The sequence below is a fragment of the Streptomyces sp. S063 genome, from assembly GCF_002832675.1.
GTDB classification, from domain to species: domain Bacteria; phylum Actinomycetota; class Actinomycetes; order Streptomycetales; family Streptomycetaceae; genus Streptomyces; species Streptomyces sindenensis.
Window position 1 is genome coordinate 6,987,168 of the sequence record NZ_CP021707.1, and the last position, 24,981, is coordinate 7,012,148.

At 72.1% G+C, this 24,981-nt stretch carries 22 protein-coding genes and 2 pseudogenes; 14 read left to right on the forward strand and 10 right to left on the reverse strand.

All coding sequences use genetic code 11. The features are described 5' to 3' along the window. The first annotated feature begins 261 nt into the window (after positions 1-261). Complete coding sequence (locus CCZ36_RS31710; protein WP_237302770.1) at positions 262-2,805, forward strand: NACHT domain-containing protein; 2,544 nt, start codon at positions 262-264, stop codon at positions 2,803-2,805. Positions 2,806-2,873: 68 nt separating this feature from the next. Here the strand turns inward: CCZ36_RS31710 and CCZ36_RS31715 are convergent, their stop codons facing one another. Then, positions 2,874-3,260 carry an ArsR/SmtB family transcription factor gene (locus CCZ36_RS31715; protein ID WP_069736276.1) on the reverse strand — a complete coding sequence of 129 codons (387 nt, stop codon included), beginning with the start codon at positions 3,258-3,260 and terminating at the stop codon, positions 2,874-2,876. Positions 3,261-3,355: 95 nt separating this feature from the next. Here CCZ36_RS31715 and CCZ36_RS31720 point away from each other — a divergent pair, with 95 nt between their 5' ends. Further along, the gene (locus CCZ36_RS31720) at positions 3,356-5,335 is read left to right on the forward strand and encodes a heavy metal translocating P-type ATPase (RefSeq protein ID WP_206515782.1); all 1,980 of its coding nucleotides are present in this window, start codon (positions 3,356-3,358) and stop codon (positions 5,333-5,335) included. Positions 5,336-5,423: 88 nt separating this feature from the next. Next, the gene (locus tag CCZ36_RS36125; protein WP_237302771.1) at positions 5,424-5,741 is read left to right on the forward strand and encodes a DUF6389 family protein; all 318 of its coding nucleotides are present in this window, start codon (positions 5,424-5,426) and stop codon (positions 5,739-5,741) included. Here the strand turns inward: CCZ36_RS36125 and aztA are convergent. After that, positions 5,701-6,444, reverse strand: a complete 744-nt coding sequence (gene aztA / locus CCZ36_RS31725) for a zinc ABC transporter ATP-binding protein AztA (RefSeq protein WP_128819124.1) — start codon at positions 6,442-6,444, stop codon at positions 5,701-5,703. The two genes, CCZ36_RS36125 and aztA, sit on opposite strands and share 41 nt — an antisense overlap. 15 nt (positions 6,445-6,459) lie before the next feature. Between aztA and aztB the strand changes: the two genes are divergently transcribed. From aztB to CCZ36_RS31760, 7 genes are all read left to right on the forward strand, one after another. Next, complete coding sequence (gene aztB, locus CCZ36_RS31730) at positions 6,460-7,320, forward strand: zinc ABC transporter permease AztB (RefSeq protein WP_069741130.1); 861 nt, start codon at positions 6,460-6,462, stop codon at positions 7,318-7,320. 21 nt (positions 7,321-7,341) lie between these two features. Further along, positions 7,342-8,577, forward strand: a complete 1,236-nt coding sequence (locus CCZ36_RS31735; protein ID WP_128819125.1) for a hypothetical protein — start codon at positions 7,342-7,344, stop codon at positions 8,575-8,577. Continuing rightward, positions 8,574-9,551: a zinc ABC transporter substrate-binding protein AztC gene (gene aztC, locus CCZ36_RS31740; RefSeq protein WP_128819126.1), complete on the forward strand. Its 978-nt coding sequence runs from the start codon at positions 8,574-8,576 to the stop codon at positions 9,549-9,551. The genes CCZ36_RS31735 and aztC overlap by 4 nt, the downstream gene beginning before the upstream one ends. Positions 9,552-9,653: 102 nt before the next feature. Further along, entirely contained in the window at positions 9,654-10,856 is a 1,203-nt protein-coding gene (aztD, locus tag CCZ36_RS31745; protein ID WP_128819127.1) for a zinc metallochaperone AztD, read from the forward strand. A 68-nt stretch (positions 10,857-10,924) separates the two neighbouring features. Continuing rightward, positions 10,925-11,125 (forward strand): hypothetical protein, encoded by a 201-nt coding sequence (locus CCZ36_RS31750; protein WP_128819128.1) that lies wholly within the window; start codon positions 10,925-10,927, stop codon positions 11,123-11,125. Positions 11,126-11,348: 223 nt separating this feature from the next. Further along, positions 11,349-11,774: an aspartate 1-decarboxylase gene (gene panD / locus CCZ36_RS31755; RefSeq protein WP_069736282.1), complete on the forward strand. Its 426-nt coding sequence runs from the start codon at positions 11,349-11,351 to the stop codon at positions 11,772-11,774. Between the two features lie 41 nt (positions 11,775-11,815). Then, on the forward strand, positions 11,816-12,169 hold the full coding sequence (locus CCZ36_RS31760) for a GNAT family N-acetyltransferase (protein ID WP_069736283.1): 354 nt from the start codon (positions 11,816-11,818) through the stop codon (positions 12,167-12,169). A 61-nt stretch (positions 12,170-12,230) separates the two neighbouring features. On the opposite strand, the gene CCZ36_RS31765 is transcribed toward CCZ36_RS31760, so the two are convergent. The 6 genes and pseudogenes from CCZ36_RS31765 to CCZ36_RS31795 form a co-directional block, all read right to left on the reverse strand. Continuing rightward, positions 12,231-13,001 (reverse strand): PIG-L family deacetylase, encoded by a 771-nt coding sequence (locus tag CCZ36_RS31765; RefSeq protein ID WP_128819129.1) that lies wholly within the window; start codon positions 12,999-13,001, stop codon positions 12,231-12,233. 496 nt (positions 13,002-13,497) lie between these two features. Continuing rightward, positions 13,498-14,867, reverse strand: a pseudogene (locus tag CCZ36_RS31775) (diaminopimelate decarboxylase). Between the two features lie 53 nt (positions 14,868-14,920). Beyond that, entirely contained in the window at positions 14,921-15,718 is a 798-nt protein-coding gene (locus tag CCZ36_RS31780; protein ID WP_128819130.1) for a family 1 encapsulin nanocompartment shell protein, read from the reverse strand. Beyond that, positions 15,715-16,818 carry a Dyp-type peroxidase gene (locus CCZ36_RS31785; protein ID WP_128819131.1) on the reverse strand — a complete coding sequence of 368 codons (1,104 nt, stop codon included), beginning with the start codon at positions 16,816-16,818 and terminating at the stop codon, positions 15,715-15,717. Before CCZ36_RS31785 ends, CCZ36_RS31780 begins: the two co-directional genes overlap by 4 nt. A gap of 228 nt (positions 16,819-17,046) precedes the next feature. Next, complete coding sequence (gndA, locus tag CCZ36_RS31790; protein WP_128819132.1) at positions 17,047-18,489, reverse strand: NADP-dependent phosphogluconate dehydrogenase; 1,443 nt, start codon at positions 18,487-18,489, stop codon at positions 17,047-17,049. A gap of 115 nt (positions 18,490-18,604) precedes the next feature. Continuing rightward, on the reverse strand, positions 18,605-19,147 hold the full coding sequence (locus CCZ36_RS31795; RefSeq protein WP_069736289.1) for a DUF5709 domain-containing protein: 543 nt from the start codon (positions 19,145-19,147) through the stop codon (positions 18,605-18,607). A gap of 246 nt (positions 19,148-19,393) precedes the next feature. On the opposite strand from CCZ36_RS31795, the gene CCZ36_RS31800 reads away from it, so the two are divergent. The 4 genes from CCZ36_RS31800 (at position 19,394) to CCZ36_RS31810 (ending at position 24,102) form a co-directional block, all read left to right on the forward strand. Continuing rightward, the gene (locus tag CCZ36_RS31800; RefSeq protein ID WP_128819133.1) at positions 19,394-20,377 is read left to right on the forward strand and encodes a hypothetical protein; all 984 of its coding nucleotides are present in this window, start codon (positions 19,394-19,396) and stop codon (positions 20,375-20,377) included. Positions 20,378-20,449: 72 nt separating this feature from the next. After that, positions 20,450-20,593, forward strand: coding sequence for a hypothetical protein (locus tag CCZ36_RS34950; protein ID WP_164873566.1), 144 nt, complete (start codon positions 20,450-20,452; stop codon positions 20,591-20,593). A gap of 260 nt (positions 20,594-20,853) precedes the next feature. Further along, on the forward strand, positions 20,854-22,329 hold the full coding sequence (locus CCZ36_RS31805; protein ID WP_128819134.1) for a UDP-N-acetylmuramoyl-L-alanyl-D-glutamate--2,6-diaminopimelate ligase: 1,476 nt from the start codon (positions 20,854-20,856) through the stop codon (positions 22,327-22,329). Positions 22,330-22,458: 129 nt separating this feature from the next. Further along, entirely contained in the window at positions 22,459-24,102 is a 1,644-nt protein-coding gene (locus tag CCZ36_RS31810) for a carboxylesterase/lipase family protein (protein WP_128819135.1), read from the forward strand. Between the two features lie 26 nt (positions 24,103-24,128). Here the strand turns inward: CCZ36_RS31810 and CCZ36_RS31815 are convergent. Next, a pseudogene (locus tag CCZ36_RS31815) lies at positions 24,129-24,254 on the reverse strand (ABC transporter ATP-binding protein); the annotation flags it as partial. A 32-nt stretch (positions 24,255-24,286) separates the two neighbouring features. Continuing rightward, positions 24,287-24,946 (reverse strand): MSMEG_1061 family FMN-dependent PPOX-type flavoprotein, encoded by a 660-nt coding sequence (locus CCZ36_RS31820; protein ID WP_069741106.1) that lies wholly within the window; start codon positions 24,944-24,946, stop codon positions 24,287-24,289. Positions 24,947-24,981: the final 35 nt, after the last annotated feature.

Genomic DNA, 24,981 nt, shown 5'->3' on the forward strand with positions numbered 1-24,981 from the left:
GCGCGAGCGGGCCGCGCCGACCACCGGCTGGGCTCCTACCTGCGAGCCGTCCGGCTCGCAGCCGGGCAGCTTCCGCACTCCGGGCTGGCGCAGGAGCCGGACGCGCCGTCCCTGGCCGACGTTTATGTACCGCGGCGCGTCTCGGAGCGCGCAGCGCGGGGCCCCGAGACCGCCGACCACGTCTTCGCCGGCGACGACCCGATCCGGGTCCTGCTGGCCGGACCGGGCCACGGCAAGTCGACGCTCCTGCGGCAGCATCTGATGTCCGCCTCCCAGGCCCTGCTGACGATGGACGCCGACGCCGCCCACCCGAGCGCCGCCTGCCCGGGCCCCGCCTTTCCGGTGCTGATCCGAGCGGGCGACCTGGTCGGCGCGCCCCTGCTGGCGCCCGCCCTGGCCCGCGCGGTGACCCAGGAGTACGGTGCCTTCGGGTTGAGCGAGGAGGTGACCGAGGACTTCTTCCGCCACCCTCCGCGGCCCGGCGCTCGGTGGCTGGTGATGGTCGACGGCCTGGACGAAGTGCCCGACAGGACGGCCCGGCTGTCCCTTCTGGACCGCCTCGCCCGCGAAGCCGGCCGGGCGGACACGCCCTACCGGTTCCTCGTCGCGACCCGCCCCCTGCCCGGCGGGGAACTCGACCGGCTGCCCCGAGCCGCCGACCGGTTCACGCTGGAGCCCTTCACGGACGAAGACGTCCGCACCTATGTGCGCAAACGTCTCGACGCCCGGCCCGATGCCGACCGCCACGTCCGGGCGTTCCTGGAGGGCATCCGCCGGACCCGGCTGGAGGAACTGGCCCGCATCCCGCTGATGACCGCCATGCTGAGCCATCTGTACGAGGCCGACACCGAGCGCCCCCTGCCCGACGGCCGGGCCGGAGTCTTCCGGTCCTTCGTCGAACTGCTCTACGAGGAGAACGTCCACAAGGGCGTCGGTGACCTGCACGACCGCGCTGTTCGCACCTTGGTCGGCCGCTATCAGATTCCGGAGGACCGCCGCACCGTCGAGAAGGCGGCCGAACGAGCCCGGGAGCACCTGCTGGTTCTCATCGAGCACCTGGCCCATGAACGGATGAGCGGAAACCGGGCTCCGGCCACCGAGATCCTCACCGCGCACCCGGACGCGGCGCGGCCGGACAAGGTCAAGCCTCCGCTGTGGAACGCGTTGCTGGCTTCGTTGCTCCGCTCCTGCGGCCTGTTGGCCGGCCAGGGGGACGACGTCGAGTTCCTGCACCGCACGCTCCTGGAGTACCACGCCGCGCGTCACGCCACCCGGGACCCGCAGGCTCGCACGTTGCTCTTCGACCGGCTGTTTCCCGCCCAACGGCTGAGCGACAGACTGCGCCGGGCGGGCCGCCGTGCGCCGGCTGTCGAGCCCCTGGACCCGCTGGGGCTGGAACCGTCCTACCTGGGCTTCCTGCTCGATGCGCTACTGGCCGCGGAGAAGCCGCTGGCGAAGGCCACGCTGCGGGCCGTGGAGGACCTGTTCGGATCCGCCGGGACCATCGGATACCACCTGCTCAAGGCGCAACTCCAGCTCGGCAGCAGTCTCCCGCGGACGAAGGCCGCACAGTGGCTGACCTCGACGGCGAACAGCCCCTGCGTGGACGCCCGCAGCCGAGTGGAGGCCGCCGCGGACCTCGTGGAGCTGGAGGGCCACCTCGACGACGGTGCGCGGCTGCTGACCCGGCTCGCCGGAGACCGGGCGCTGCCCCCGGACCACCGCACCTGGGCCGCCGAGATCCTGGCCGGGCTGGAGGGTCATGAGAGGTCCGGGGGCGCTCTGTTCCTCCGGCTCATCGAGGATCTGGCGCCGGATCCGTTCGGTATCCTCGCCGCCGCCCGGGGGCTGGCCCGGCTCGACAGCCATGGATCCCTCGGGGTCCGGCTGCTCACCGAGTGCGCCATGGACCCCGGGACCGACGACGACCTGCGCTGCACCGCGGCCCTTTGGCTCACCGAGCTGGAGGGGCACCGCGAATCCGGCGCCGCGCTGCTGCTCGACCTTGCGCAGGACGGCTACGTCCCCGCCGCCCTGCACCTCTCCGAGATGGCCGAGCCTCACCGCGAGGACGGAGTGGGCCTGCTCACCGCGTTCGCGGGGGACGGCGCCTCGACACCGGACGACCGGGTGGCCGCCGCCCTCGCCCTGGCCGGGGCGGCGGACCACCAGGACCGCGCCGCCCGCCTGCTCACCGAGCTGGCCCGCGAATTGCCGCCCGGAAGCCACTCCCACCTCACGGCCGTCGAAGCACTGGCCGAGATGGACGACGAAGCGGCCGCGGAGCTGATCCTGCCCGTCGTGCGCGGCCGCGGCATCCATCCGGGCAACCGGCTGCGTGCGCTCCAACTCCTGGCCCGCACCACCTCCCACCACCAGGGCGAGGCCGCTCGCCCGCTCGGTGACATCGCGGCCGACACGGCCATGGAGGCGCACGACCGTGTGGACGCCGCCGAGGCGCTGGCCGAGGTGGACGGGCACCGGGAAGCAGCGGTTCTCCTGCTCCTCGGCATCGCCCGGGACAGCGGCGTCGAGGCTCGGGACCGGATCGAGGCGGCTTCCACACTGGCCGCCTACGGTGAAGAAGGCTCGGCCGAGGTCCTGTCGGCCTTCGCCGCGGATCTCGCGGCTCCCTCGGACGTCAGAGTCCTCGCCGCGCGCTCCCTGGCCACCCTGGACGGCCACCGCGCCGCGGGCCTGCGATCCCTGGCCGCGCTGGCCGACGACCCCCGTGCCGATGAGGGGCAGCGGACCAATGCCGCGACCGCGCTGAACGTCCTCGACCTGTACCGGGTCCGTAGATGACAGGGCCCTGTGCGCGGCCCCGGCCCGCGTGGACGTAGCCGCCGCGACGACGCCCCCTCTCCGCGCGATCAGTCGGCCACGGCAGGTTCGGGAGCCTCGGCCGGTGCGTCGTGGACGCCGAGGCGCAAGTGCTCGACGTGGTAGAGGGCTTGGTCGAGGAGCTCGGCGACGTGGTTGTCGTAGAGCGCGTAGATGATCGACCGTCCGTGACGCTCGCCGGTGACCAGCCCCAGGTTGCGCAGGAGTCGCAACTGGTGCGAGCAGGCGGAGGCCTCCATGCCGACCGCCTCGGCGAGGTCGCCGACGGAGCAGGGGCCTTCCTGGAGGCGGGCCAGGATGTGCAGCCTCGACGGAGTTGCCAGTGCCTGGAGGGTGGCGGCGACGTCGGCGGTGCCGACCGCTTCGAGGCGTTCGCGGGTGGTCGCACTGCTGGTGATGTCGCTTCCGTGACCCATGAGTCCATTCTATCGGGAACACTTGAAGACCTGTTCATGTGTTCTTGTATGGTGGAGGTCTTGCCCGGCCTCCGTCCGTGAAGGGTCTCTTCGTCATGCCTTCCTCTGTTCTGGACCAACGGTCCGCGCCGCCTGCCGGTGGGCCGCTCCCGGCCCCGCCCCGGCGCCGTACCCGCGTCCTGGCACTTCCCGAGGCCCGCTGGGCACTCGCGGCCCTGGTGCTGTTCGTCCTCGCCCTGCCGGCGTACCTGCTGGGCGGTCCGGCCTGGCTGTGGGGGCCGCTGTTCGCCGCGACGTACGTCACCGGCGGATGGGAACCGGGGTGGGAGGGCCTGAAAGCACTCAAAGACAGGACGCTGGACGTGGACCTGCTGATGGTCGTGGCGGCGCTCGGCGCCGCCACGATCGGGCAGGTCCTCGACGGGGCGCTGCTGATCGTCATCTTCGCCACCTCGGGCGCCCTGGAGGCCGTCGCGACCGCCCGTACCGCGGACTCGGTGCGCGGACTTCTCGACCTCGCGCCCACCACGGCCACCCGGCTCCTGCCCGACGGCACGGAGGAAAGCGTCGACACCGGGCTTCTCACGGTCGGGGAAACGATCCTGGTGCGCCCGGGGGAGCGGGTCGGCGCCGACGGGCGGGTTCTGGACGGGGCGAGCGACGTCGACCAGGCCACCATCACCGGCGAACCGCTGCCGGTGGCCAAGCAGCCGGGCGACGAGGTGTTCGCCGGTACGGTGAACGGCACCGGCGCCCTGCGGGTACGCGTGGAGCGGGACCCGGCCGACTCGGTGATCGCCCGGATCGTGAAGATGGTCCAGGAAGCCTCGGAGACCAAGGCGCCGACGCAACTGTTCATCGAGAAGATCGAGCAGCGGTACTCGATCGGCATGGTCATCGCGACCCTGGCCGTCTTCGGCGTCCCGCTCGCCTTCGGCGACCCCCTCCAGTCGGCGCTGCTGCGCGCGATGACGTTCATGATCGTCGCCTCACCCTGCGCCGTGGTTCTCTCCACGATGCCGCCGCTGCTGTCCGCCATCGCCAACGCCGGCCGCCACGGTGTCCTCGCGAAGTCCGCGGTCGTCATGGAACGCCTGGGCCAGATCGACACCGTCGCCCTGGACAAGACCGGAACGCTCACCGAGGGCACCCCGCGCGTCACCGATATCACCCCGCTGCCCGGCACCGGACTGGACGAGAGCGCCCTTCTCCGTCTGGCGGCCTCCGCCGAGCACGCCAGCGAACACCCGTTGGCCCGCGCCATCGTGCGGGCCGCCGACGAGCAAGGGCTCGCCCCGGCCGAGGCGACCGGGTTCACCTCGGCCCCCGGTGCCGGTGTCGCCGCCACCGTCGGCGGCCACCGCATCCGGGTCGGCTCCCCGGTGCACCTCGGCCCGGTCGGAGGCGACGGCCTCGACGGCGTTGTCCGGTCCCTGGAGGACGACGGCCGTACCGCGGTCCTCGTGCTGCGCGACGACGCGCTGGTCGGCGTTCTGGGTATCGCGGACCGGCTCCGTACGGACGCCCGGGCGACGGTGGCCGCACTCACCGAACTGACCGGCCGCCCACCGGCCCTCCTGACCGGCGACAACGAGCGCGCGGCCCGTCTCCTCGCCGCCGAGGTCGGCATCACCGATGTCCGGGCCGGGCTGCTCCCGCAGGACAAGGTCGCTGCCGTACGGGAGTGGGAGGCCGAGGGCCGCCGGGTTCTGGTCGTCGGCGACGGCGTCAACGACGCTCCCGCGCTGGCCGCCGCGCACACCGGGATCGCGATGGGCAGGGCCGGGTCCGACATCGCGCTGGAGACCGCCGACGCTGTCGTCGTCCGCGACGAACTCGCCACCGTCCCCGCCGTCGTGGCCCTCTCCCGCACCGCTCGCCGCCTCGTCGTCCAGAACCTCGTCATCGCCGGGGTGTTCATCACCGTCCTGGTCGCCTGGGACCTCATCGGCACGCTGCCCCTGCCCCTCGGCGTCGCCGGCCACGAGGGCTCCACCGTCATCGTCGGCCTCAACGGGCTGCGGCTGCTGCGCGAGCATGCCTGGCCCGGCTCCTCGGTGAAGGACATCGCGTGAGCAGATCGCGTGAGCGGGCGGACGTCCTCCGTACGGCCGCTGTCCCGTCGACGCGGAACGCGACGGACAACAGGATGCGGACACCGCCATGTTCGGCTCCGAACTCAGGCGGGTGCTCGATGTGGCTTCGCCGTCGGCGGTCCGTCGGCTCGAGATGATCCGGGACTCCGCGACGGCGCAGCCGGACAGTGTGACCATCGACGTCTTCCCGGACCAGGAGGGCGACGGCGCGTGCACCGTCTCGGCCCGGTTCGGGGGCGGGCAGACGGCCGCACGGGACTGGACCTGCTGTGCGGGGCGAACACCTGCTGCCCCCGCACCGCTCGGCCATGCCCGGCTGGGCCGTCGCGGTGTGTGTGCCGGGCTCAGATCGTTTGCCAGATCCGTGTCAGTGACGCAGTGGTGAGGACCTGGTCCGGACGTCCCTGCCCCGTGAGGCGGCCTTCCCGGAGCAGGAGGCAGGCGTCCGCCGCGCGTGCCACCTCGAGGTCGTGTGTGGCCTGGACGATCGTCACCCCGTCTGCGACGAGCGCCGTCAACAGCGACCCGATCCGGTCCCTCGCCTCCGGGTCCAGTCCCGTGGTCGGCTCGTCGAGGAGCAGTAGGTCCGACTCCTGAGCCAGCCCCTGGGCGATGAGCGTGCGTTGCCGTTGCCCTCCGGAGAGTTCGCCCAGTTGGCGTGAGGCGAGGTCGCCGATGCCCAGCCGGTCGAGCGTCGCGTCCACGGCCGCGTGGTCGCGTGCGGTCAGCCGCCGCCACGGACCGCGCTCGCCCCAGCGTCCCATTTCCACGGTCTGCCGAACGGTGAGCGGAAGAGTGTCGCCCACTGCTCCGCGCTGTGGCACGAAGGCGGGCGGTCGGTCACCGGTGCGGAAGAGGTCGCCGGATGTCGGCTTGATCACACCGGCGAGCGTGCCGAGCAGGGTCGACTTGCCGCTGCCGTTCGGGCCGATGAGCGCCGTGGAGGTCAACTTGGTTATTTCTCCGGTGACTTGATGGAGCACCGGTCGTCCTGGGTAGCCGGCGCACAGCTCCGAGAAGTGGATGGAGATGTTCCGGTCGAAGGGTGGGGTGATCGAGGGGCGCGGTGTATTGAACATGATTTTCATTGTAGTGTCCGGGGCATGGAATGGTTGACGGTCCCGTTCGAGGTGTCCTTCGTGCAGCGGGCTCTGTGGGGCGGGATGCTGGTTTCCGCCATCTGTGCGCTGGCGGGCACCTGGGTGGTGCTGAGGGGGATGGCCTTCCTCGGTGACGCCATGTCCCACGGGCTGCTGCCGGGTGTCGCGGTCGCCGCGCTCCTCGGGGGCAATCTGATGGTGGGCGCGGTGGTCAGCGCCGCCGTCATGACGGCCGGTGTCACCGCGCTGGGCCGTACGCCGAGGCTGTCGCAGGACACCGGCATCGGGCTGCTGTTCGTCGGCATGCTCTCGCTCGGCGTGATCATCGTGTCGCGCTCGCAGTCCTTCGCGGTCGACCTGACCGGCTTCCTCTTCGGGGACGTCCTCGCGGTCAGGCAGCAGGATCTCGTCGTCCTCGCGGCGGCGTTGCTCGTCGCTCTGGCGGTGTCGGTCCTCGGACACCGCGCCTTCCTGGCCCTCGCGTTCGACTCACGCAAGGCCCACACCCTGGGGCTGCGGCCGCGCCTGGCCCACGCCGTGCTCCTCGGTCTGCTCGGCCTGGCGATCGTCGCCTCGTTCCACATCGTGGGAACGCTGCTCGTCCTCGGACTGCTCATCGCACCGCCGGCGGCCGCTCTGCCGTGGGCTCGCACGGTGCGCGGAGTCATGGTGCTCGCCGCACTGCTCGGCACCTCGGCCACGTTCGGCGGCCTGCTGCTGTCCTGGCACCTGGGCACCGCGGCCGGTGCGACCGTCGCGGCTCTCGCGGTGAGCCTGTTCTTCGTCTCCCACGTGCTGTCCGGCCTGCGTGGCCGTCGTACACGCCGGGCCCTCTCCACCGCACCCCTGCTCGAAGTCAACTGAAAGAAGCCAGAGGCGATAACCGTGATGATCCGCAGAAACGTCACTCCGTGGGCATCGGCCGCACTGGTGCTCACCGCGATGCTCACCACGAGTTGTGCGGGGGAGGAGCCCGGCGCCAGGCGATCCGAGGCGAAGCCTCCGTCCGCCACTCCGCACGGGTACGTCGAGGGAGCGAAGGAGGCCGCCGAGCAGCAGTCCCGGCTCCTCCTGAACGACCCCGACAGCGGCAGCACCAGGGTTCTCGACCTCGTCACCGGCAAGGTGCACAGGACCGCCGAGGTGAAGGATGCCGTCCGGCTGGGCATGGACGGCAGGTTCGGCTACCTCCATGCTCCCGGCGGCACCCATGTGCTCGACAGCGGCGCGTGGATGGTGGACCACGGCGACCACGTCCACTACTACAGTGCGCCGACGCGGGACGTGGGCGAGATCCCTGCGGGCAGCCAAGCGCGGATACGCAGTGATGTCGCCGTCACCGCGGTGACCGACGAGAACGGCCGGACCGTCCTCTACGACCGCGGCACGTTGGAGAAGGGGCGGATCGCGGCTTCTCGGACGCTGCGTGGCACTTACGCCGGTGCGGTCGTGCCGTACGAGGAACACCTGCTCGCCTTCGCGAACACGGGCGGCACCACGGAACTCGTCGTCCTCGACCGCGAGGGCGAACGCGTGGCTTCTCCGGACGTGAGATGTGACGCTCCCCGAGGAGACGCGGTCACCCGGCGCGGCGTGATTCTCGGCTGTGCCGACGGAGCCCTGCTCGTGCGTGCGCAGGACGGTGCCTTCGCTGTCGAGAAGATTCCGTACGGAAAGCCCGTCCCGGAGCGGGAACGCGCCACCACCTTCCGCCACCGTCCCGGCAGCGACACCCTCACCGCCCCGGCCGGGGGCGACGCCGTCTGGGTCCTGGACGTCGCCGCACGGACCTGGAAGCGGGTGGACACCGGGCCCGTCGTCGCGGTCAACACGGCCGGTGAGGGCTCTCCGTTGCTCGTTCTGGAGACCGACGGCTCCGTACACGGCTACGACATCGCGACCGGAAAGCAGACCGCACGGACCAAGCCGTTGCTGACACCAGGAAAGCGGGGCGACTCCGACGGCAACGCCCCCGTCATCGAGGTCGACCGCAGCCGCGCCTACGTCAACGACCCCGAGGGAAAGAAGGTGTTCGAGATCGACTACAACGACGGTCTGCGCATCGCGCGCACCTTCGACCTCGACGTCCAGCCGGTCCTCATGGCGGAGGCCGGTCGATGAGCCGAACCGAGTCGAAGCGACGAGCGAGGGCGGGCACCACTCGCCCGCGACTCCTGATCGCGGGCCTCCTCAGCCTCGTGACAGCGATGACCGCCACCGCCTGCACCACCGCTGACGACCGGCCCAGCATCGTCGTCACGACCAACATCCTCGGGGACGTCACCCGCGAGATCGTCGGCGACGAGGCCGACGTCACCGTCCTGATGAAGCCCAACGCCGACCCGCACTCCTTCGGACTGTCGGCCGTTCAGGCCGCCGAGCTGGAACAGGCCGACCTGGTCGTCTACAACGGCCTGGGCCTGGAGGAGAACGTCCTGCGGCACGTGGACGCCGCCCGCGCGTCCGGTGTCGCCACCTTCGCCGCCGGCGAGGCGGCCGACCCGCTCACCTTCCACACCGCCGACGACGGCGGACCCGAGGGCGAGGAAGGTCAGCCCGACCCGCACTTCTGGACCGACCCCGACCGGATGCGCAAGGTCACCGGCCTGATAGCCGACCAGGTCATCGAGCACGTCAACAGCGTGGAGCCCGGCACGATACGCACCAACGCCGACCGTTACGCGAAGCAACTCGCCGACCTCAGCAGCTGGATGAAGAAGTCCTTCGACCGAGTACCCGCCGACCACCGGGCCCTGGTCACCAACCACCACGTCTTCGGCTACCTCGCCGACTGCTTCGGCTTCGAGGTGATCGGCGCGGTCATCCCCAGCGGCACCACCCTGGCCTCACCCAGCTCCTCGGACCTGCGCTCCCTCACCCAGGCGATGGAGAAAGCCGGCGTACGCACCGTCTTCGCCGACTCCTCCCAGCCCAAACGGCTCGCCGAGGTACTGCGGACGGAGATGGGCGGCGGGGTTCGCGTCGTCGAACTCCACTCGGAGTCCCTCACCGCCAAGGGCGCGGGCGCCGACACCTACCTGCGGATGATGCGCGCCAACACCACCGCCATGGTCAACGGCCTGACCGGCGCCTGATCACCAGATCCTGATCTCCCGATCCTCCCGGCACACCCGCCCGTCGGGCGCCGAATCGTCATGCCCCCATGCCGCCACCGCGCGGCGCAGAAAGGAACACCCATGAACAAGTCGATACGCGGCAGAGCTCTCACAGGCACGGCACTGGCCCTGGCCACGGCCACGGTCCTGACCGCGTGCGGCGGAGAGACCTCCTCCTCCGCCGACACCAAGTCCGGCAAAACCACCGACGCCACGCCCGCGGTGGCGGTCAAGGAGCCGCTGGTCGCCACCTTCGACGGCGGCCTCTACATCCTCGACGGCGAGAGCCTGAAGCTCGCCAAGACCATTGACCTGCCTGGCTTCAACCGGGTCAATCCCGCAGGTGACAAGGACCACGTCATGGTCTCCACGGACAGCGGATTCCGTGTCCTGAACGCCACCGACCAGGCCCTCACCGACATCGAGTACAAGGGCGCCAAGCCGGGCCACGTCGTCCGTCACGCCGCGAAGACGGTGCTCTTCACCGACGGCACCGGAGAGGTCAACGTCTTCGACCCCACCGCACTGAGCAGCGGCAAGAAGCCGTCAGGGCGCACGTACACCTCCGCCGAGGCGCACCACGGTGTCGCCATCGAACTGGCCGACGGCAACCTCGTGAGCACCCTCGGCACCGAGGAGAAGCGCACCGGCGCCCTGGTGCTGGACCGGAACAACAAGGAGATCGCGCGCAACGAGGACTGCCCCGGTGTCCACGGTGAAGCCGCCGCGAAGAACGAAGCCGTCGGCGTCGGCTGCGAGGACGGCATCCTGATCTACCAGGACGGCACGTTCACCAAGATCGACTCCCCCGACGACTACGGCCGCATCGGCAACCAGGCCGGCAGCGACGCCTCGCCCGTTCTGCTGGGCGACTACAAGACCGACCCCGACGCCGAGCTCGAACGCCCCACCCGCGTCTCCCTCATCGACACCGAAAAGAAGAAGCTGCGCCTGGTGGACCTGGGCACCAGCTACTCCTTCCGCTCGCTGGCCCGCGGCCCGCACGGGGAGGCCCTGGTCCTCGGCACCGACGGTGCCATCCACGTCATCACCCCGGACACCGGCAAGATCGAGAAGAAGATCCCCGTCGTGGGCGAGTGGCAGGAACCGCTGGACTGGCAGCAGGCCAGGCCCACGCTCTTCGTGCGCGGTCACGTCGCGTACGTCTCCGAGCCCGGCAAGAAGGCGCTGCACGCCATCGACCTGGAGACGGGCAAGAAGATCACCTCGGTCACCCTCCCGAAGAGCACCAACGAGCTGTCGGGCGTCGTCGCCGGACACTGACCACCGGGGCCGCGCCTGTGCCCTCGCCGCCACGGCTCAACGCCGCGGCGGCGAGGGCGCACCCATCCATGGCAGAGACCGGCATCGGCCGGGGCACCGCACTCGGTGCCGATGCCATCCGGCCCACGCTGGATCAGGAGCTGATCAGGCAGGGAGTCCTGGAGGAACGGAACGAGGCGGATAACTGGTCGCGAGAGCGCCCGGGGCTTCTCGACCGCAGAAAGGAAATTCTGGAATTTGCCGGTACGACCCGAATGCTGTGCGCCTGACGTCGGCACCAGTTCCCGAACACCCTGGAAAGGCTGTCCGAGTAGACGTCTGGCCGGAGGCGTCGCAACGGCGTGGTTCGCAGGGAAGCGCAGGTGGGGAGCGACCACGCCGGCGTGAAGCGATGTTCCTCACACCCTGCGAGTCAGGCGCGTGTCAGTTGTAGAGTGATACCGCCCTTGACCTGCACAAAGCAGGCAGGGAGCCGTCTTCGAGGAGTCCACAGTGCTGCGCACTCTGTTCAAGTCCAAGATCCACCGCGCCACCGTCACCCAGGCCGACCTGCACTACGTCGGGTCCGTGACCATCGACGCCGCTCTGATGGAGGCCGCCGATCTGCTGCCCGGCGAGCTGGTCCATATCGTTGACATCGACAACGGCGCCCGTCTGGAGACGTACGTCATCGAGGGCGAGCGCGGCTCCGGTGTCATCGGGATCAACGGCGCCGCCGCACACCTCGTGCACCCCGGTGACCTGGTCATCCTGATCAGCTACGCGCAGGTCGACGACGTGGAGGCCCGCTCCTTCGTGCCGCGGGTCGTGCACGTGGACGCGGACAACCGGATCGTGGCGCTCGGCACGGACGCCTCGGAGCCGGTTCCCGGGAGCCGTACGGAGCGGAGCCCGCAGGCCGTCGTCGCGGGCGGCTGAGAGCGTCGGCCGCCTCCAGGACCAGGAGAGGGCAGAAGTCGATGGTGGAGAACGCCGCTGTGGAGATCAGGGACGACCGGGACCACGGGAACCTCGTGGCGTACGAGGGCGGTGAGCCGGCCGGGACCATCGCGTACTTCGTCATGGACCCGGCTCCCGGCGCGCTCGTGGCCGTCCACACCGTCGTCCGGCCCGAGCACGAGGGCAAGGGCATCGCGGGCGCGCTCGTGCGGGAGTTCTATGCGATCGCCGCCCGTGAGGGCGTCCCCGTCGTCCCGCTGTGCCCGTACGCCGCGAAGTGGGCGAAGCGCCACCCCGACGAGGCGCCCGCAGTGTCGACCGAGCTCGTCCAGGAGGCGGAACGGCAGCTCAGGCACCACCCCGAGCTGTTCTGACCGGCCCGGGCGGGGCGCCCGGGGGTGACCCGGGCGGCGGCCGTGGCGGAACCGTCGCCGATCACGCGCACAGTTCCGTGGCCGACCCGCCCCGGCGTCCCAGGTCCTCGCGGATGTACCACTCGGTGCCCAGCACCTCCCGCTGAACGGCCGGAGCCAGGGCGGCGATCCGGCCGGGTGCCGCCCCTCGTTCCACCTCGCTGTGGTGCGCGAGGATCGCGGCCAGCTTCTGCGTCAACCAGGGGCGGACGTCGACGGTCGTCGTGACCCAGGCGTCCTCCGAGCAGTACAGCGCCCCGGCAGGGGTGCCCGACCTGGCCAGCCGTTCGCCCAGTGCGACGGCCACCGAGCGGGGGTGCGTTGCCAGGTAGAGGGCGCTCGGCTGCCAGGGGGCGCCGGTGCCCGGGCAGACCCCGGGGAGTCCGGCGGACCGCACCGCCAGCGCGGTGATCCGGTGGGCGTGGACGTGGTCCGGGTGGCCGGTCATGCCCCCGTAGGCGTCCGTCGTGATCACGACCTCCGGGCGTACGTCACGGATGTGGCCGACCAGGGCCGCCACGGCTTCCTCCAGCGGCGCGTCCAGGAACCGGGGCCGGCCCGGAGCCGACTCGGGTACCCGGGCGTCCGCGTAGCCGAGCAGCCGCGGTGCGCCCGCGCCCAGGGCGTCCAGGGCCCGGGCGAGTTCGGCGGCCCGGTGCGTGCCCTCTGTCCAGGTCGCCGTGACCACCGCCGTACGGGCCCCGGACGCCGCGTGCTGGGCGAGGACGCCCCCGCAGAACAGGGCCTCGTCGTCCGGATGGGCGTGGACGGCGAGAACACTCGGCAGGGGCATGGCGGCACCTTTCGCAGCGGCGGCGACGGTCCCGGTTCCGCGCGGCCCGGGCGTCGTGCCCGGAGCCTGCCCACTCCGGACCGTCCCGCACCCGTGCCCGTACGCTCCGCGGTCACCGGGGCACATGTGTGGACTCGGCAGGCGCGGGCAGCCGCACCGGGAGACGGTGGAGGAAAGCTCCATCTGTCCCTTTCATGCCGTTGTGGAGGATCGCGATGACCCACCCGTACCCCGACCCCGTACCGCCCTCGCCGACCCCTCCGCCGGTGCCGGGCCCGCCCACGCCGGTGCCCAGTCCGCCTCCCGTGCCGCCGGGGCCCGGCCCGGTGCCGCCCGGTCCGGCCCCGGACCCGATTCCGCAGCCGCCCGGGCCCAGCCCCGACCCCGTACCGGATCCGGAACCGGAGCCGCAGCCGGCCGGGACGTGACCGGCGGCCCGGGCGGTGACACTCGCCGCCCGGGCCAGCCCCTGTGCGGTCCGTTCCGCCCCGCCCCCTCAGCCGTCCCGCTCGATCAGGGCGTCCACGTGCGCGAGTCCGCTCTCCGCCGCGATCGAGTCCAGGGACTGCGGTGCCCGTACCGTCGCGAACGTCACCGCCCCCGTGGGGCCCGTCACCCGGAATCCGTACACCGCCGGGCGGGGCAGGCTGTTGTACGCCCACGGGGTGGAGAAGTAGTACGCCCCCGTGTCGTACAACACCACCACATCGTCCTCCGCCAGCTCCGGCAGTTCTCTGCCGTACGCCACCACGTCTCCCGCGAAACAGCACGGACCGGCGATGTCCTGCGCCAGCACCGGGCCGTCCTTGGGGACGCCGTCCGGGTCGAACGCGCCGATCCGCAGCGGCCAGGCATCGGGCATCAGGACCGTACGGGTCGCGGTCTGCGCCCCCGCGTGGGTGAGCGCGATCCGGCGGCCGCCGGCGTCCTTCGTGTACTCCACCCGGGCCCCGATGAACCCGTTCTTCGCGAGCAGTGACCGGCCGAACTCCGTGACCAGCGCATAGCGCCCGGAGAAGAGGCCGGGGGCGGCCGCCGTGAGGGCCGCCACGTGGTCCGCGTAGGTGGGGCGTACGGACTCGTCCGCGAAGTTGACCGGGAGCCCGCCGCCGATGTCCAGGCTCGTGATCTGCCGGACGCCGAGCGAGGCGTTGATCTCCTCGGCCAGTTCGTACGTCCGGGCCACCCCGGCCGCGATCAGCTCCAACGGGCAGCCCTGGGAACCCACATGGGCGTGCAGCCGGGACAGCCACGGTCGTTCCCGGAAGGCTTCCACGATCGCCTCGCGGGCCCCGGGTCGCGCAGGGCCACCCCGAACTTCGACGTGTCCGTCGCCGTGCTCATCGGCCCGATCGAGCCACCGCCCACCTGAGGGTTGACCCGCAGCCCGAGCACCGAGGTCGTGCTCGGGTTCCGCAGCGCGTCGATGCGGCGCAGTTCAGCGAGGCTGTCGGCGTTGACGGCGACGCCGAGGGCGAGTGCCAGCCGGATCTCCTCGCGGGTCTTGGCGGGGGAGTCCAGGACGATGCGGGACCCGGGGAACCCGGCCTCCAGGGCGAGGCGCAGCTCACCCGGGCTCGCCACCTCGCACCCCATCCCGCAGTCGGCCAGCAGCCTCAGCACCGGGATGAGGGAGCAGGCCTTGGCCGCGAAGGTGTGCAGCACCCGGGGCGTGGCGGCGAAGGCGTCGTGCAGGTCCCCGACGGAGGCGCGGACCCCCTCCGTGTCGATGAATCCGGCGACCGGATCGCTCTCGCCCAGCAGCCCCTGCCCGACCGCCGCCCGGACGACGGTGTCGAAGCGTGCGGGGGCGGCGGGCGCTGCGGTGGTGCCGCCTTCGTGGTGTGCGGAAGTCGTCTGCGTCATACGGCCAGAGTCCCTGATGACTGCCCCCGGGTCTTCGGCTCGACCGGAAGCGGTCAGGCGATGAGGCCGACCACGGCCTCCGGCGTCAGCATCCGGAAGGTGAACGCCTGGTGGAAGTAGAGGTGGATGCTGGTGGCGTCATGGGCCGCGTAGCCGATCGACAGGTCCTGGCCCAGGCAGAGTTCGAAGTCCCCGCCCCGTGTCGACAGCAGCACCCCGCCCTTGACCGCGGGCGCCCACAGGATCTCGTCGTCCACCAGCCGGCTCAGATGCGTCTTGACCGGATATCCGTGGTCCGAGGTCTCGGCCGCCTCGGTGAACGCGTCCGCGCCGAGCAGCAGCCGGTACGGTCCGTCGACACCGGCCAGCCGCAGCCGTGTGACGGCCTGGCTGACCGCCACGGGGTAGTCCCGCGCGTCGGCGGGCAGCGGCAGCGGTTCGTGCGAGGAGCCGTCCCGCAGCCCGGTGATCCCGGCCGCCCCGTAACCGTCGATGATCGCCATGTCCTCGGCGAACGCGCAGGTGCGTGCCGCGTCCTTGACGGGCTGCCAGTCGCTGTCGGCGGAGCCTCGCTCCACGTCGTCCACGGCCCGGCGGCTCACCGTGAACGGCACCCGCCACTCGATGACCGGCATCGAGGTGCGGGCCCGGGCCAGTACGTCCGGAGTGGGGGGATCGATGTCGCGCAGATGCCCGTCGCCCACGGCGGCCAGCGTCGGACCGTCCGGATCGGTGACGTCGACGACGCGGCGGCCCGCCACATGGCGGCGGAAGGTGCGCCGGGCCTCCTCCTCGATCTCCTCCCAGGTGGACGGGGTGACCGGCGCAAGTTCGCGGTGCAGATTGTTCATCGCTGAGCACTTTCTCGCAGGCTGCCGATGCGCAGTGAACCGTGGCCGGAACCGGCGGGTACCGGCTCCTGCCGGACGGGATCGGGCGTCGGTTCCGGCCGGACCGCTGCGGATGCCGGTTCCGGCCGGTCCCCCGAGCGGGTCGGGCAGGGCAGGGGCGGCGGGGCGTCCAGGAAGTCGGCGCGGGGGGCGAAGAAGAGGGAGCCGGTGACCGCGGTGGAGAAGTCGAGAATGCGGTCGTGCGTCCCGGGCGGATCGCCGAGGAACATGTTGCGGAGCATGCGCTCGGTGACGTCGGGGTCGGCGGCGTACCCGATGAAGTACGTACCGGACTCGCCCTTCTCGAAGCTTCCGAACGGCATGTTCGCCCGCAGGATGTCGCGCTCGCGGCCGTCCGGGTCGGTGACGGTGTTGAGCGCGAGGTGCGAGTCGGCGGGCTTGTCCTCGTCGGGGAACTCCACGTCGTCGAGCTTGGTGCGGCCGATGACGCGTTCCTGCTCCTCGACCGTGAGCGCGTTCCAGGCCGTCAGGTCGTGCAGATACTTCTGTACGACGACGTAGCTGCCGCCCTCGAAGTCCGGGTCGTCGCCCGCACCGACCAGCGCCGCCGCACGGGCGTCGTCGCCGACCGGGTTCTCCGTACCGTCCACGAAGCCGAGCAGGTCCCGGTGGTCGAGGTAGCGGAAGCCGTGTGTCTCGTCCACGATCCGCAGGGCTCCGCCGAGCCTGTCGAGCAACTGGGCCGCCCACGCGTAGCAGACGTCCATCCGCTCGGCCCGGATGTGCAGCAGCACGTCGCCCGGGGTCGCGGGCGCGTGGTGCAGCGGCCCCCGCAGCTCCGGGAACGGGTGCAGGTGCGCGGGGCGGGGCCCGGAGAACAGCCGGTCCCAGGCGCTGGAGCCGAACCCCGCAACGCAGGCGAGATGGGCGTCCGGAAACCGGAAGCCGAGCGACCGGGCCGCCGCCGCGAGATCCGGCAGCACGTCCCGTACCGCGCTCTCGCCGCCCGGCTCGATCGTGCCGACCAGAATCAGCGCCGCGTTGGTCAGCGGCGCCACGACGGGCTGTACGGAGACGGGGTCGGGGACGGCGTCGGGCACGGGCGCACTCCACTACGAACGGCGAACAGGGCTCGCAGCCACTAACCCACGCCCCGCCCCCGCCCGCACGCCGGGAGCGCCCGGCCGGGTCAGCCCGCCCCGGGCCGTGGACCGAGGCAGGTCAACCCGTCTCACCCTTGGGTCGGACGTGCGGGTCACCTGCGTCGACCTCGTACCGGTCGTCGTGCGGGTCACCTGCGTCGACCTCGTACCGGTCGTCGTGCAGGGTCAGCCCGTCGCGACCTCCGAGCGGTCGCCGCCCCAGAGCGTGTGGAACGAACCCTCCCGGTCCGTACGCCGGTAGGTGTGCGCCCCGAAGAAGTCACGCTGGCCCTGCGTGAGCGCCGCGGGCAGCCGGTCCGCGCGCAGCCCGTCGTAGTACGCGAGCGCGGCGGCGAAGCCCGGCGTCGGCACGCCCTGGCGCACGGCCTCGGCCACCACCGCCCGCCAGTCCTCCTGCGCCGCGCCGATCTCCTGCCCGAACTCCTTGTCGGAGAGCAGGCTGACAAGGTCGGGCCGGCTGTCGTATGCGGCGCGGATCCGGTCGAGGAACGCCGCGCGGATGATGCAGCCCGCCCGCCAGATCGCCGCCACGGAGCCGAGGCCGATGTCCCAGTCGTAGGCTTCGCTGCTTGCACGAATCTGGTTGAAGCCCTGCGTGTACGAGACGATCTTGGAGGCGTACAGGGCCTGCTCCACCCGGTCCGCGAACGCCGCCGCTTCCGCCTCGTCGAGCGGCTCCGGTGTGGGCCCCGGCAGGCCGCGCGCCGCCTCCCGCAGATCGGCGTGGCCGGAGAGCGACCGGGCGAAGACCGCCTCCGCGATCCCTGACACCGGGACCCCGAGATCGAGCGCGATCTGTACGGTCCAGCGCCCGGTGCCTTTCTGCTCGGCCCGGTCCCGCACGATGTCGACGAACGGCTTCCCGGTCACCGCGTCCGTGTGGTCCAGGACCTCCGCCGTGATCTCGATCAGGTACGAATCGAGCCGGCCGGTGTTCCACGTACGGAAGACGTCGGCGATCTGTGCGGGGGAGTACCCGGCGACGGCGCGCAGCAGGTCGTACGCCTCGGCGATCAGCTGCATGTCCGCGTACTCGATACCGTTGTGGACCATCTTCACGAAGTGACCCGCGCCGTCCGGACCGATGTGCGCGGTGCACGGCGTGCCGTCCTTCGCCCGTGCCGCGATCTTCTCCAGCATCGGGCCCAGCGACGCGTAGGACTCCGCCGAACCGCCCGGCATGATGCTGGGCCCGTTCAGCGCGCCCTCCTCGCCGCCGGAGATCCCCACGCCGACGAAGTGGATCCCGCGCTCGCGCAGCGCCTTCTCACGGCGGCGCGTGTCCTCGAAGTGGGCGTTACCACCGTCGATGACGACGTCGCCCTCCTCCAGCAGCGGCGCGAACTCCTGGATCACCGCGTCGGTGGGGTCCCCCGCCTTCACCATGATCACCAGGCGTCGGGGGCGCTCCAGCGCCGCGACGAACTCCTCCGGCGTGTGCGCCGCGACGTAGGTGCCCTCGTCGCCGAACTCCTCGACGAGGGCGTCGGTCCGGGACGTGGTGCGGTTGTGCAGAGCGACGGTGAAGCCGTTGCGGGCGAAGTTGCGGGCGAGGTTGCGACCCATGACCGCGAGTCCGGTGACACCGATCTGAGCAGTGCCGCTCATGTGCGTGCTCCTGGGGGGTGCGGTACGTGCCGCTCTTCGGTTGCGGTGCTTCGGTGACGGGAGTACGGGAGCGGGGGCAGCCGCGTTCGGAGGCGGGCGCTCGCCGACCGACCGCTCAGGGCGAGGGCGTGGCGGTCGTGCCGCCGGGGGCGGGATCGGACCCGGAAGTGCCCGGGACAGGCGAGGGCTCCAGGAGCGCGTCGTCGTCCCCCGGCTCGGGGATCACGTGCATCGCAGCCTCCTCGGCCGACGCCGCCGCTCCGTCGATGCCCACGTCGCTGGCGGTGAGGGTGGCCGGGACCGTCCCGTCCGCCTGCTGGGTCAGCCGGCCGGCGCGGGCGACGCCCACCTCGTTGTCCCAGGGTTCGCCGTCGCCGTCCACGAGATCGCCCACACCGTCGCCGAGCGAGCCGTCAGGCTCGGGAACCTCCCTCGTCAGCCGGGTTTCGAGGGACTCGCCGGTGTGCCGCTCGTTGGCCGTGGTGCCGAGTCCCTCGACCACCCACGGGCGGTCCGGTGGGGCGTAGCCCTCGTCCAGCGGATCGCCGGTGCCGGAGGGGTCCATGAGCGTGTCCTCCGCGCCGAGCTGCTCGGCGGGGTCGGAAGCCTCGGGTTCCTGGGGCTGGTAGACGTTGTCCCCCCACTCGCTGTCGCTCATGGCACGTCCTTTCCTCCGGGAATTCCCGGAAGTACCGAATACCGCTGTACCGGATACCGCTGTCCCCTGTACGCAATTCCACTCCGGTCCCGCTCCGGCCGCAAAGGGAAGATCGGATTCGGGTGCCCCGCACGGGTGGCGCGAAACGGACCATACGCAGGTCGCGCCCGGTGCCCCGACGCACGGAGACTCGTGGGAGGCCGGGACGTTCGAATCGTCGAAAAGCTCGGCATAGGGTGACCCTCCATGGAGTACGGACAGCAGTCGCCCGGGGGCGGCCACCAGCAGCAGCGACCATGGCCGCCGCTCACGGGACAGCCGCCGGCTCCCGGGAGCGCCCCGACCGGCCCCTGGAACGCACCGACCGAGCCGGCCGGACAGCCCGCCGGGGCCTCCGCCCCCTGGAGTGCGCACCCCGCCCCGCCCCCGCCTCCGTCCGGCGGCCGTCGCCGTGGCCCGACCATCGCCGTCGTCGCGGCGGCCGCCGTCGTGCTGGCCGCCGGGATCACCGGATTCCTGGTGCTCGGCGACGACGCGGACGACGGGAAGGCGGACGCGGGGCCTGCCGGAGCGGACGTCGTCTCGCCGTCCGCGTCCCCGGGGGAGCCCCGGGGTGGAGCCGAGGACGCCACCGCGCCCCTCGTGCCGGGCTGGAAGACGGTGATCAACCCCAAGCGCGGCATCGCCTTCGACGTGCCGGTGGACTGGGCGGTGAAGCCGTCCGGATGGGTGACGTACGTCGCGGAGAACGGCGACCCCGACGAGACCCCGCTCGTCGGGTTCGCCGCCCCGGCGCTCCTCCAGGAGAAGTGGTGCAGCTCCGACGACGACGGCAACGGCACCCAGGAGGACACCCCGCTGGCTTCCGTGGGCTCCCGGGCCGAGCCCGACGCCCGCGACACCGCCCAAGCGGCCCGGGACAACGCCCGCCTGTGGGTCTACGGCAGCTACGCCCAGCCGTCGAAGGAGAAGGTCACCACCGGGGCCGCGGAGCCGTTCACCACGAAGTCCGGCCTCACCGGGAGGATGGCGACGGCCACCTCGACCGGAGTCGACGGGACGGGCCGCTGCACCTACGACGGCAAGGCGACCGCATTCGCCTTCGAGAACCATGCGGGGGAGAGGCTCTCCTGGACGTTCGTCGGTGTCCGCGGCGTCGACGACGAGGTGCCCGAGTCGACCGTGCTGAAGATCCTCGGTACCGTCCGGCTCGTCGAGAGCACACCCTGACCTTCCGTGGCCTCCGGACGGGCCCGGTCGACGCGGACCGGGGCCCGTCCGCTCCCCCCGTACACTCGACCCATGGGACGCAGCGCCGAGCCGAGTAAGTGCCCGCACCGGGCCTCCTCCGCGCTGCCCCCGGCCGCCGCCCGAGCGGCCGTGCCCCCGGCGCTCGCCGACGCGGCGCCCGGCACGGGCCGTACCGCGCTGCACGGCCACGGCTAGCGGTGTTCGCGACCGTTCCCGGCAGCCGCATCCGACGTTCCACGCCCCAGGCGTAACCGCTCCGGCCCGCCGCCTCCCCCCCACTGACACCACCTCTCCGGCGCGCTGAGCGACGGAGCCCGCGCCGCCCCCGGGCGTCCGCCGGAGGTGTGTGTTCCCCGATCGGCTCCACAGCACCACGCGGCCCGCGGCGCACCCGCCCGTGCCGTTGCCCGGCGACGGCGCACCACCCGGCCGACGCCGCACTCGAAGGGATCATCGTGCAGCTGAGCGACCTCATGGCCGGGCAGGACCACCATGTGCTCCGGGGAACCCCCGACCGCACGGACGTCACCGCCGGCGTGACGTTCGACGCGGACCGGGTCACCCCCGGTTCCGTCTTCGCCGCGGTGCCCGGCCATGCCGCCGGCGGCCCGATCGCCGTCGCCCCGGCCGTCGCACGCGGCGCGGTCGCCGTACTCGTCGACGAACAGGCGCCACCCCTGCCCAGGGCACTGGGCGACGTGTGCGCCGTACGCGTCCCCGATGTACGCAAGGCCGCCGCGGTGGTGGCCTCGCGCTACTTCGGCGAACCGGGCCGGGCGATGGACCTGATCGCCATCACCGGGACCAACGGCAAGACATCGGTCTCGTACATGACCGAGTCGGTGCTGCGGCTCGCCGAGCAGGCCCGGGTCGGAGTGATCGGCACCGCGGGCAGCCGAATCGGGGACGAGCTCATCCCGATGCCGCCCTCCATGCTCAGCACTCCGGAATCGCCCGATCTCCAGTACCTGCTGGGACACATGCGCGACCGGGTGTGCGGAAGCGTCGTCCTGGAGGCCACGTCGATGGGGCTGCTGACGCACCGCCTGGACCGGACGTTCATCGACGTCGGAGTCTTCACCAACCTGACCCAGGACCACCTCGACGACCACGGCACCATGGAGAACTACCGGGACGCCAAACTCCGCCTCTTCCAGGGCCTGTGCCGACGCGCCGTCGTCAACGCCGACGACCCGGTGGGTGCCGCAATCCGGAAGCTGATGCCCGGCGCGGTGACCACGTACGCGCTGGACGGCGACGCGGACTACCGCGCGAGCGACCTCACCGTGGACGCCTGGGGCTCCCGGTTCACCCTGCACCACGACGGTCGCAAGTATCCGGCGGCGATCCCGTCGCCGGGCCGGTTCTCGGTCGCCAACGCGCTGGCAACGGTGGCCGCGTGCCATCTCCTGGGCCACGGTCTGGCCGGGCTGGTCGACGCGCTGGAGCGGATGCCGCAGATCCCGGGCCGCTTCGAGCGCCTCCAGATCCCCGGGGGCGCCTCGGTGATCGTGGATTACGCCCACTCACCGGACTCCCTCAACAAGGTCCTCACCACCATCCGCGGCTTCGCCCGGGGCCGGGTCATCACCGTCTTCGGCTGTGGCGGCGACCGCGACACCACCAAGCGCGCCGAGATGGGCGCGATCGCGGGCACCCACTCCGACCTGTGCGTCCTCACCTCCGACAACCCCCGCTACGAAGACCCCGAGGCCATCCTCGACCAGATCGGGGAGGGCATCGCGTCGACCGGGACGCCGTTCGAACGACTGACCGATCGCCGCCCGGCCATCGCCGCCGCCCTGGCGGAGGCGGGGCCGGACGACATCGTGCTCATCGCGGGCAAGGGCAGCGAACCCCACCAGAGCATCCGGGGCGATCTGCTCCCCTTCAGCGATATGGCGACCGTCCGTGAGCTGACCGGCGCGTAGGAAGCGCGGACGTGGGGCCCGTAGACGTGCGGACCAAGATCAATGCGCTGGCGGTGAGCGCGAGCGTGCTGGGATGCTGACCCGGCCACGCCGAACGCCGGACGGGGCAGAAGCGGGGGAGCGGGCACCGTGGACGTGTTCACGACGAAGACCGGGCTGGTGCGGGGGCGGCGCGCCCCCCGGGACCACGGCATCGTCGTCTTGCGCGGACTCCCGTACGCCGCACCGCCGTTCGGTCGTCTCCGGTTCAGGGAGCCGCGGCCGCCGGAACCCTGGGTCGGCGTGCGCGACTGTGCCGCTTTCGGCCCGGTGGCCCCGCAGTCGGCCGAACTGCCGGGCGCGCCGGTCTGGTCACCCGGTGACGAGGACATCCTCACGCTGAACATCTGGACGCCCGCTGACGGACCGGGCGGCCTGCCCGTGCTGGTCTGGATCCACGGCGGAGCGTACGTCTTCGGATCCTCGGCCCAGCCCGACTTCGACGGCACCGCGCTGGCGGGCGAAGGGCTCGTCGTCGTCACCCTCAACAGCCGTCTCGGCTTCGAGGGATTCGGCCACGTGCCCGGCGCCGACGTGCCCGATGTCGATGCCGACGTGCCCGTCGTCGACGCCGGCATGTCCGACGCCGATGTCGAAACCGGCGCCGCAGGCGGGTCCGCGGCCTTCCCCGACAACCGGGGGCTCCTCGACCAGATCGCCGCCCTGGAATGGGTCCGCGACAACATCGCCGCGTTCGGCGGCTCGCCCGACCGGGTGACCCTGGCCGGGCAGTCGTCGGGTGCGACCTCCGTCGCCTGCCTGGCGGTGGCCGACCGGGCGCGCGGCCTGTTCCGCCGCGCTGTCCTGCACAGCGCCGTCAACGCCTTCGCCGGCCGGGAGCAAGCGGCCCGCACCACGGCCGAGGTCGCGGCGGAGGCCGGGGTGCCCGCCACCCGCGCCGGCCTGCTCGCCGCTCCGCCGGAGGCCCTCGTGGCCGCCACGGACCGGGTGTGCGCGCGGTACGCCCAGGACCCTGCGTCGGGGCAGCGCCACTACGATCCGGCGATCTACGGCCCGGTCGCCGACGGCGCCCTCCTGACCGCCGATCCGCTGGAGGCCCTGGCGGCCGGCGCGGGCGGTGCGGTGGAGCTGCTGGTCTGTCACACCACGGAGGAGTGCTGGCTCCTGGACGCGGTCGGCAGCAGCGCGAGGATCACGACAGAGGAACAACTGGCCGTCTTCGCAGCAGACTTCGGCCTTCCGGCCTCGCTCGTCGAAGGCCACCGCGAACGCCTGCCCGACGCCGGGGTGCTGGACGTCTACCTCTCCCTCCACTCCGGCCTCCTCTTCGGCGAGTACAGCTCCCGCCTCGCCGAGGCCCATGCCCGGGCAGGCGGCCGGGCCTTCCTCGCCCGCTTCGACCGCCGCCGGGACCGGGCGGGGCGGCGGGTCCGCGCCTGGCACTGCGCGGACATCCCGTTCGCCTTCGGCAACCTCCATGAGGAGAGTGTCCACTTCCTCGTCGGCGGCCCGCCCGGCGAGGCCGACGAAGAGCTGTCCCGGCGCATGACCGCTGCGTGGGCCGGGTTCGCGGCCCACGGAGACCCGGGCTGGGAGCCGATCGACGGATCCGCGGGGATCGGGGCGGCGGTACGGGCCTGGCGTACGGCGGCCGAGGAGGCGGCGGACGCGGCCCGGCGGGCGGCGAGCGGACCGGCCGGGAACGTGCCCGGGGCGCGGGACGGCTTCCGTGATCTGTGGCGTACCGCTGGACTGCCTCTCCTGGCTCCCTGAGCCGGACGACCGCGCTCGGTCCGTGCCTACGCGTTGCCGTCGGCGCGCGCCAGCCGTCGGCCGGCGGGCCGGGACACCTCGATGGGGCGGCCGAAGCAGGCGGTCATGCGCTCGGCCGTGAGTACGTCCTCGATCGCGCCGCACGCGAGCACGCCTAGAACATCTCCGACGGCAAGGCGGACTCCTACTCGTACCGGTACTTCAGCGACTCCGCCTCGCGCCGCTCGATGTCGGCGATCGTCAGCTCCGGCATCCGCAGCTGCGCCAGCGTCACCTCGGCCGAGGTCGGCTGGGCGTCCGCCGGGAGCCACTGCTCCGGTTTCCAGGCCCCGCTGCGCAGCAGCGACTTGGGGCAGTGCGGGTAGACCTCCTCGATCCCGATCACCAGGGCGCTGGCCGGCGGCTTGCCCACGGCGGTGAGCTGCGACAGCAGCTCCGGACGGGTGGAGACACACGCCCGGCCGTTCACCCGGAGCGTCGTGGTGCGCCCCGGAACGAAGAACAGCAGCCCGGCCCGTCCGGTGGCGATCACGTTCTGCAGGGTGTCCAGCCGCTTGTTGCCGGTCGCGTCCGGTATCGCCACCGTCCGTGCGTCCAGTACGGAGACGAACCCGGCCGGGCCGCCGCGCGGCGAGACGTCGCAGTTGCCCGCGGCGTCCGCGCTGGCGACCAGGACCAGTGACGAGCATCCGATCAACCGCTGTGTCTGCTCGGTCAGTTCGGTCATCTGCTTGCGGATGGCCGCGGCTCCGGGCAGCTCGTAGGCCCGGCGCAGTGCCTCCTGGTCGGTCACGGCGTCGAGGCGGAGCGAGTCGAAAGCGCTGCCTGCAAGGGGTGTCGTCATGCTTCCGACCCTAGAGGGTGCCCGACGGGGCCCGA

What these genes read in the sequence shown, in the direction of transcription:
- CCZ36_RS31710 (WP_237302770.1), top strand. Translation starts at nt 262, where the DNA reads ATGTCCGCCTCCCAGGCCCTGCTGACGATGGACGCCGACGCCGCCCAC.
- CCZ36_RS31715 (WP_069736276.1), bottom strand. Translation starts at nt 3,260, where the DNA reads ATGGGTCACGGAAGCGACATCACCAGCAGTGCGACCACCCGCGAACGC.
- CCZ36_RS31720 (WP_206515782.1), top strand. Translation starts at nt 3,356, where the DNA reads ATGCCTTCCTCTGTTCTGGACCAACGGTCCGCGCCGCCTGCCGGTGGG.
- CCZ36_RS36125 (WP_237302771.1), top strand. Translation starts at nt 5,424, where the DNA reads ATGTTCGGCTCCGAACTCAGGCGGGTGCTCGATGTGGCTTCGCCGTCG.
- aztA (WP_128819124.1), bottom strand. Translation starts at nt 6,444, where the DNA reads ATGAAAATCATGTTCAATACACCGCGCCCCTCGATCACCCCACCCTTC.
- aztB (WP_069741130.1), top strand. Translation starts at nt 6,460, where the DNA reads ATGGAATGGTTGACGGTCCCGTTCGAGGTGTCCTTCGTGCAGCGGGCT.
- aztC (WP_128819126.1), top strand. Translation starts at nt 8,574, where the DNA reads ATGAGCCGAACCGAGTCGAAGCGACGAGCGAGGGCGGGCACCACTCGC.
- aztD (WP_128819127.1), top strand. Translation starts at nt 9,654, where the DNA reads ATGAACAAGTCGATACGCGGCAGAGCTCTCACAGGCACGGCACTGGCC.
- CCZ36_RS31750 (WP_128819128.1), top strand. Translation starts at nt 10,925, where the DNA reads ATGGCAGAGACCGGCATCGGCCGGGGCACCGCACTCGGTGCCGATGCC.
- CCZ36_RS31760 (WP_069736283.1), top strand. Translation starts at nt 11,816, where the DNA reads ATGGTGGAGAACGCCGCTGTGGAGATCAGGGACGACCGGGACCACGGG.
- CCZ36_RS31765 (WP_128819129.1), bottom strand. Translation starts at nt 13,001, where the DNA reads ATGCCCCTGCCGAGTGTTCTCGCCGTCCACGCCCATCCGGACGACGAG.
- CCZ36_RS31780 (WP_128819130.1), bottom strand. Translation starts at nt 15,718, where the DNA reads ATGAACAATCTGCACCGCGAACTTGCGCCGGTCACCCCGTCCACCTGG.
- gndA (WP_128819132.1), bottom strand. Translation starts at nt 18,489, where the DNA reads ATGAGCGGCACTGCTCAGATCGGTGTCACCGGACTCGCGGTCATGGGT.
- CCZ36_RS31795 (WP_069736289.1), bottom strand. Translation starts at nt 19,147, where the DNA reads ATGAGCGACAGCGAGTGGGGGGACAACGTCTACCAGCCCCAGGAACCC.
- CCZ36_RS31800 (WP_128819133.1), top strand. Translation starts at nt 19,394, where the DNA reads ATGGAGTACGGACAGCAGTCGCCCGGGGGCGGCCACCAGCAGCAGCGA.
- CCZ36_RS34950 (WP_164873566.1), top strand. Translation starts at nt 20,450, where the DNA reads ATGGGACGCAGCGCCGAGCCGAGTAAGTGCCCGCACCGGGCCTCCTCC.
- CCZ36_RS31820 (WP_069741106.1), bottom strand. Translation starts at nt 24,946, where the DNA reads ATGACGACACCCCTTGCAGGCAGCGCTTTCGACTCGCTCCGCCTCGAC.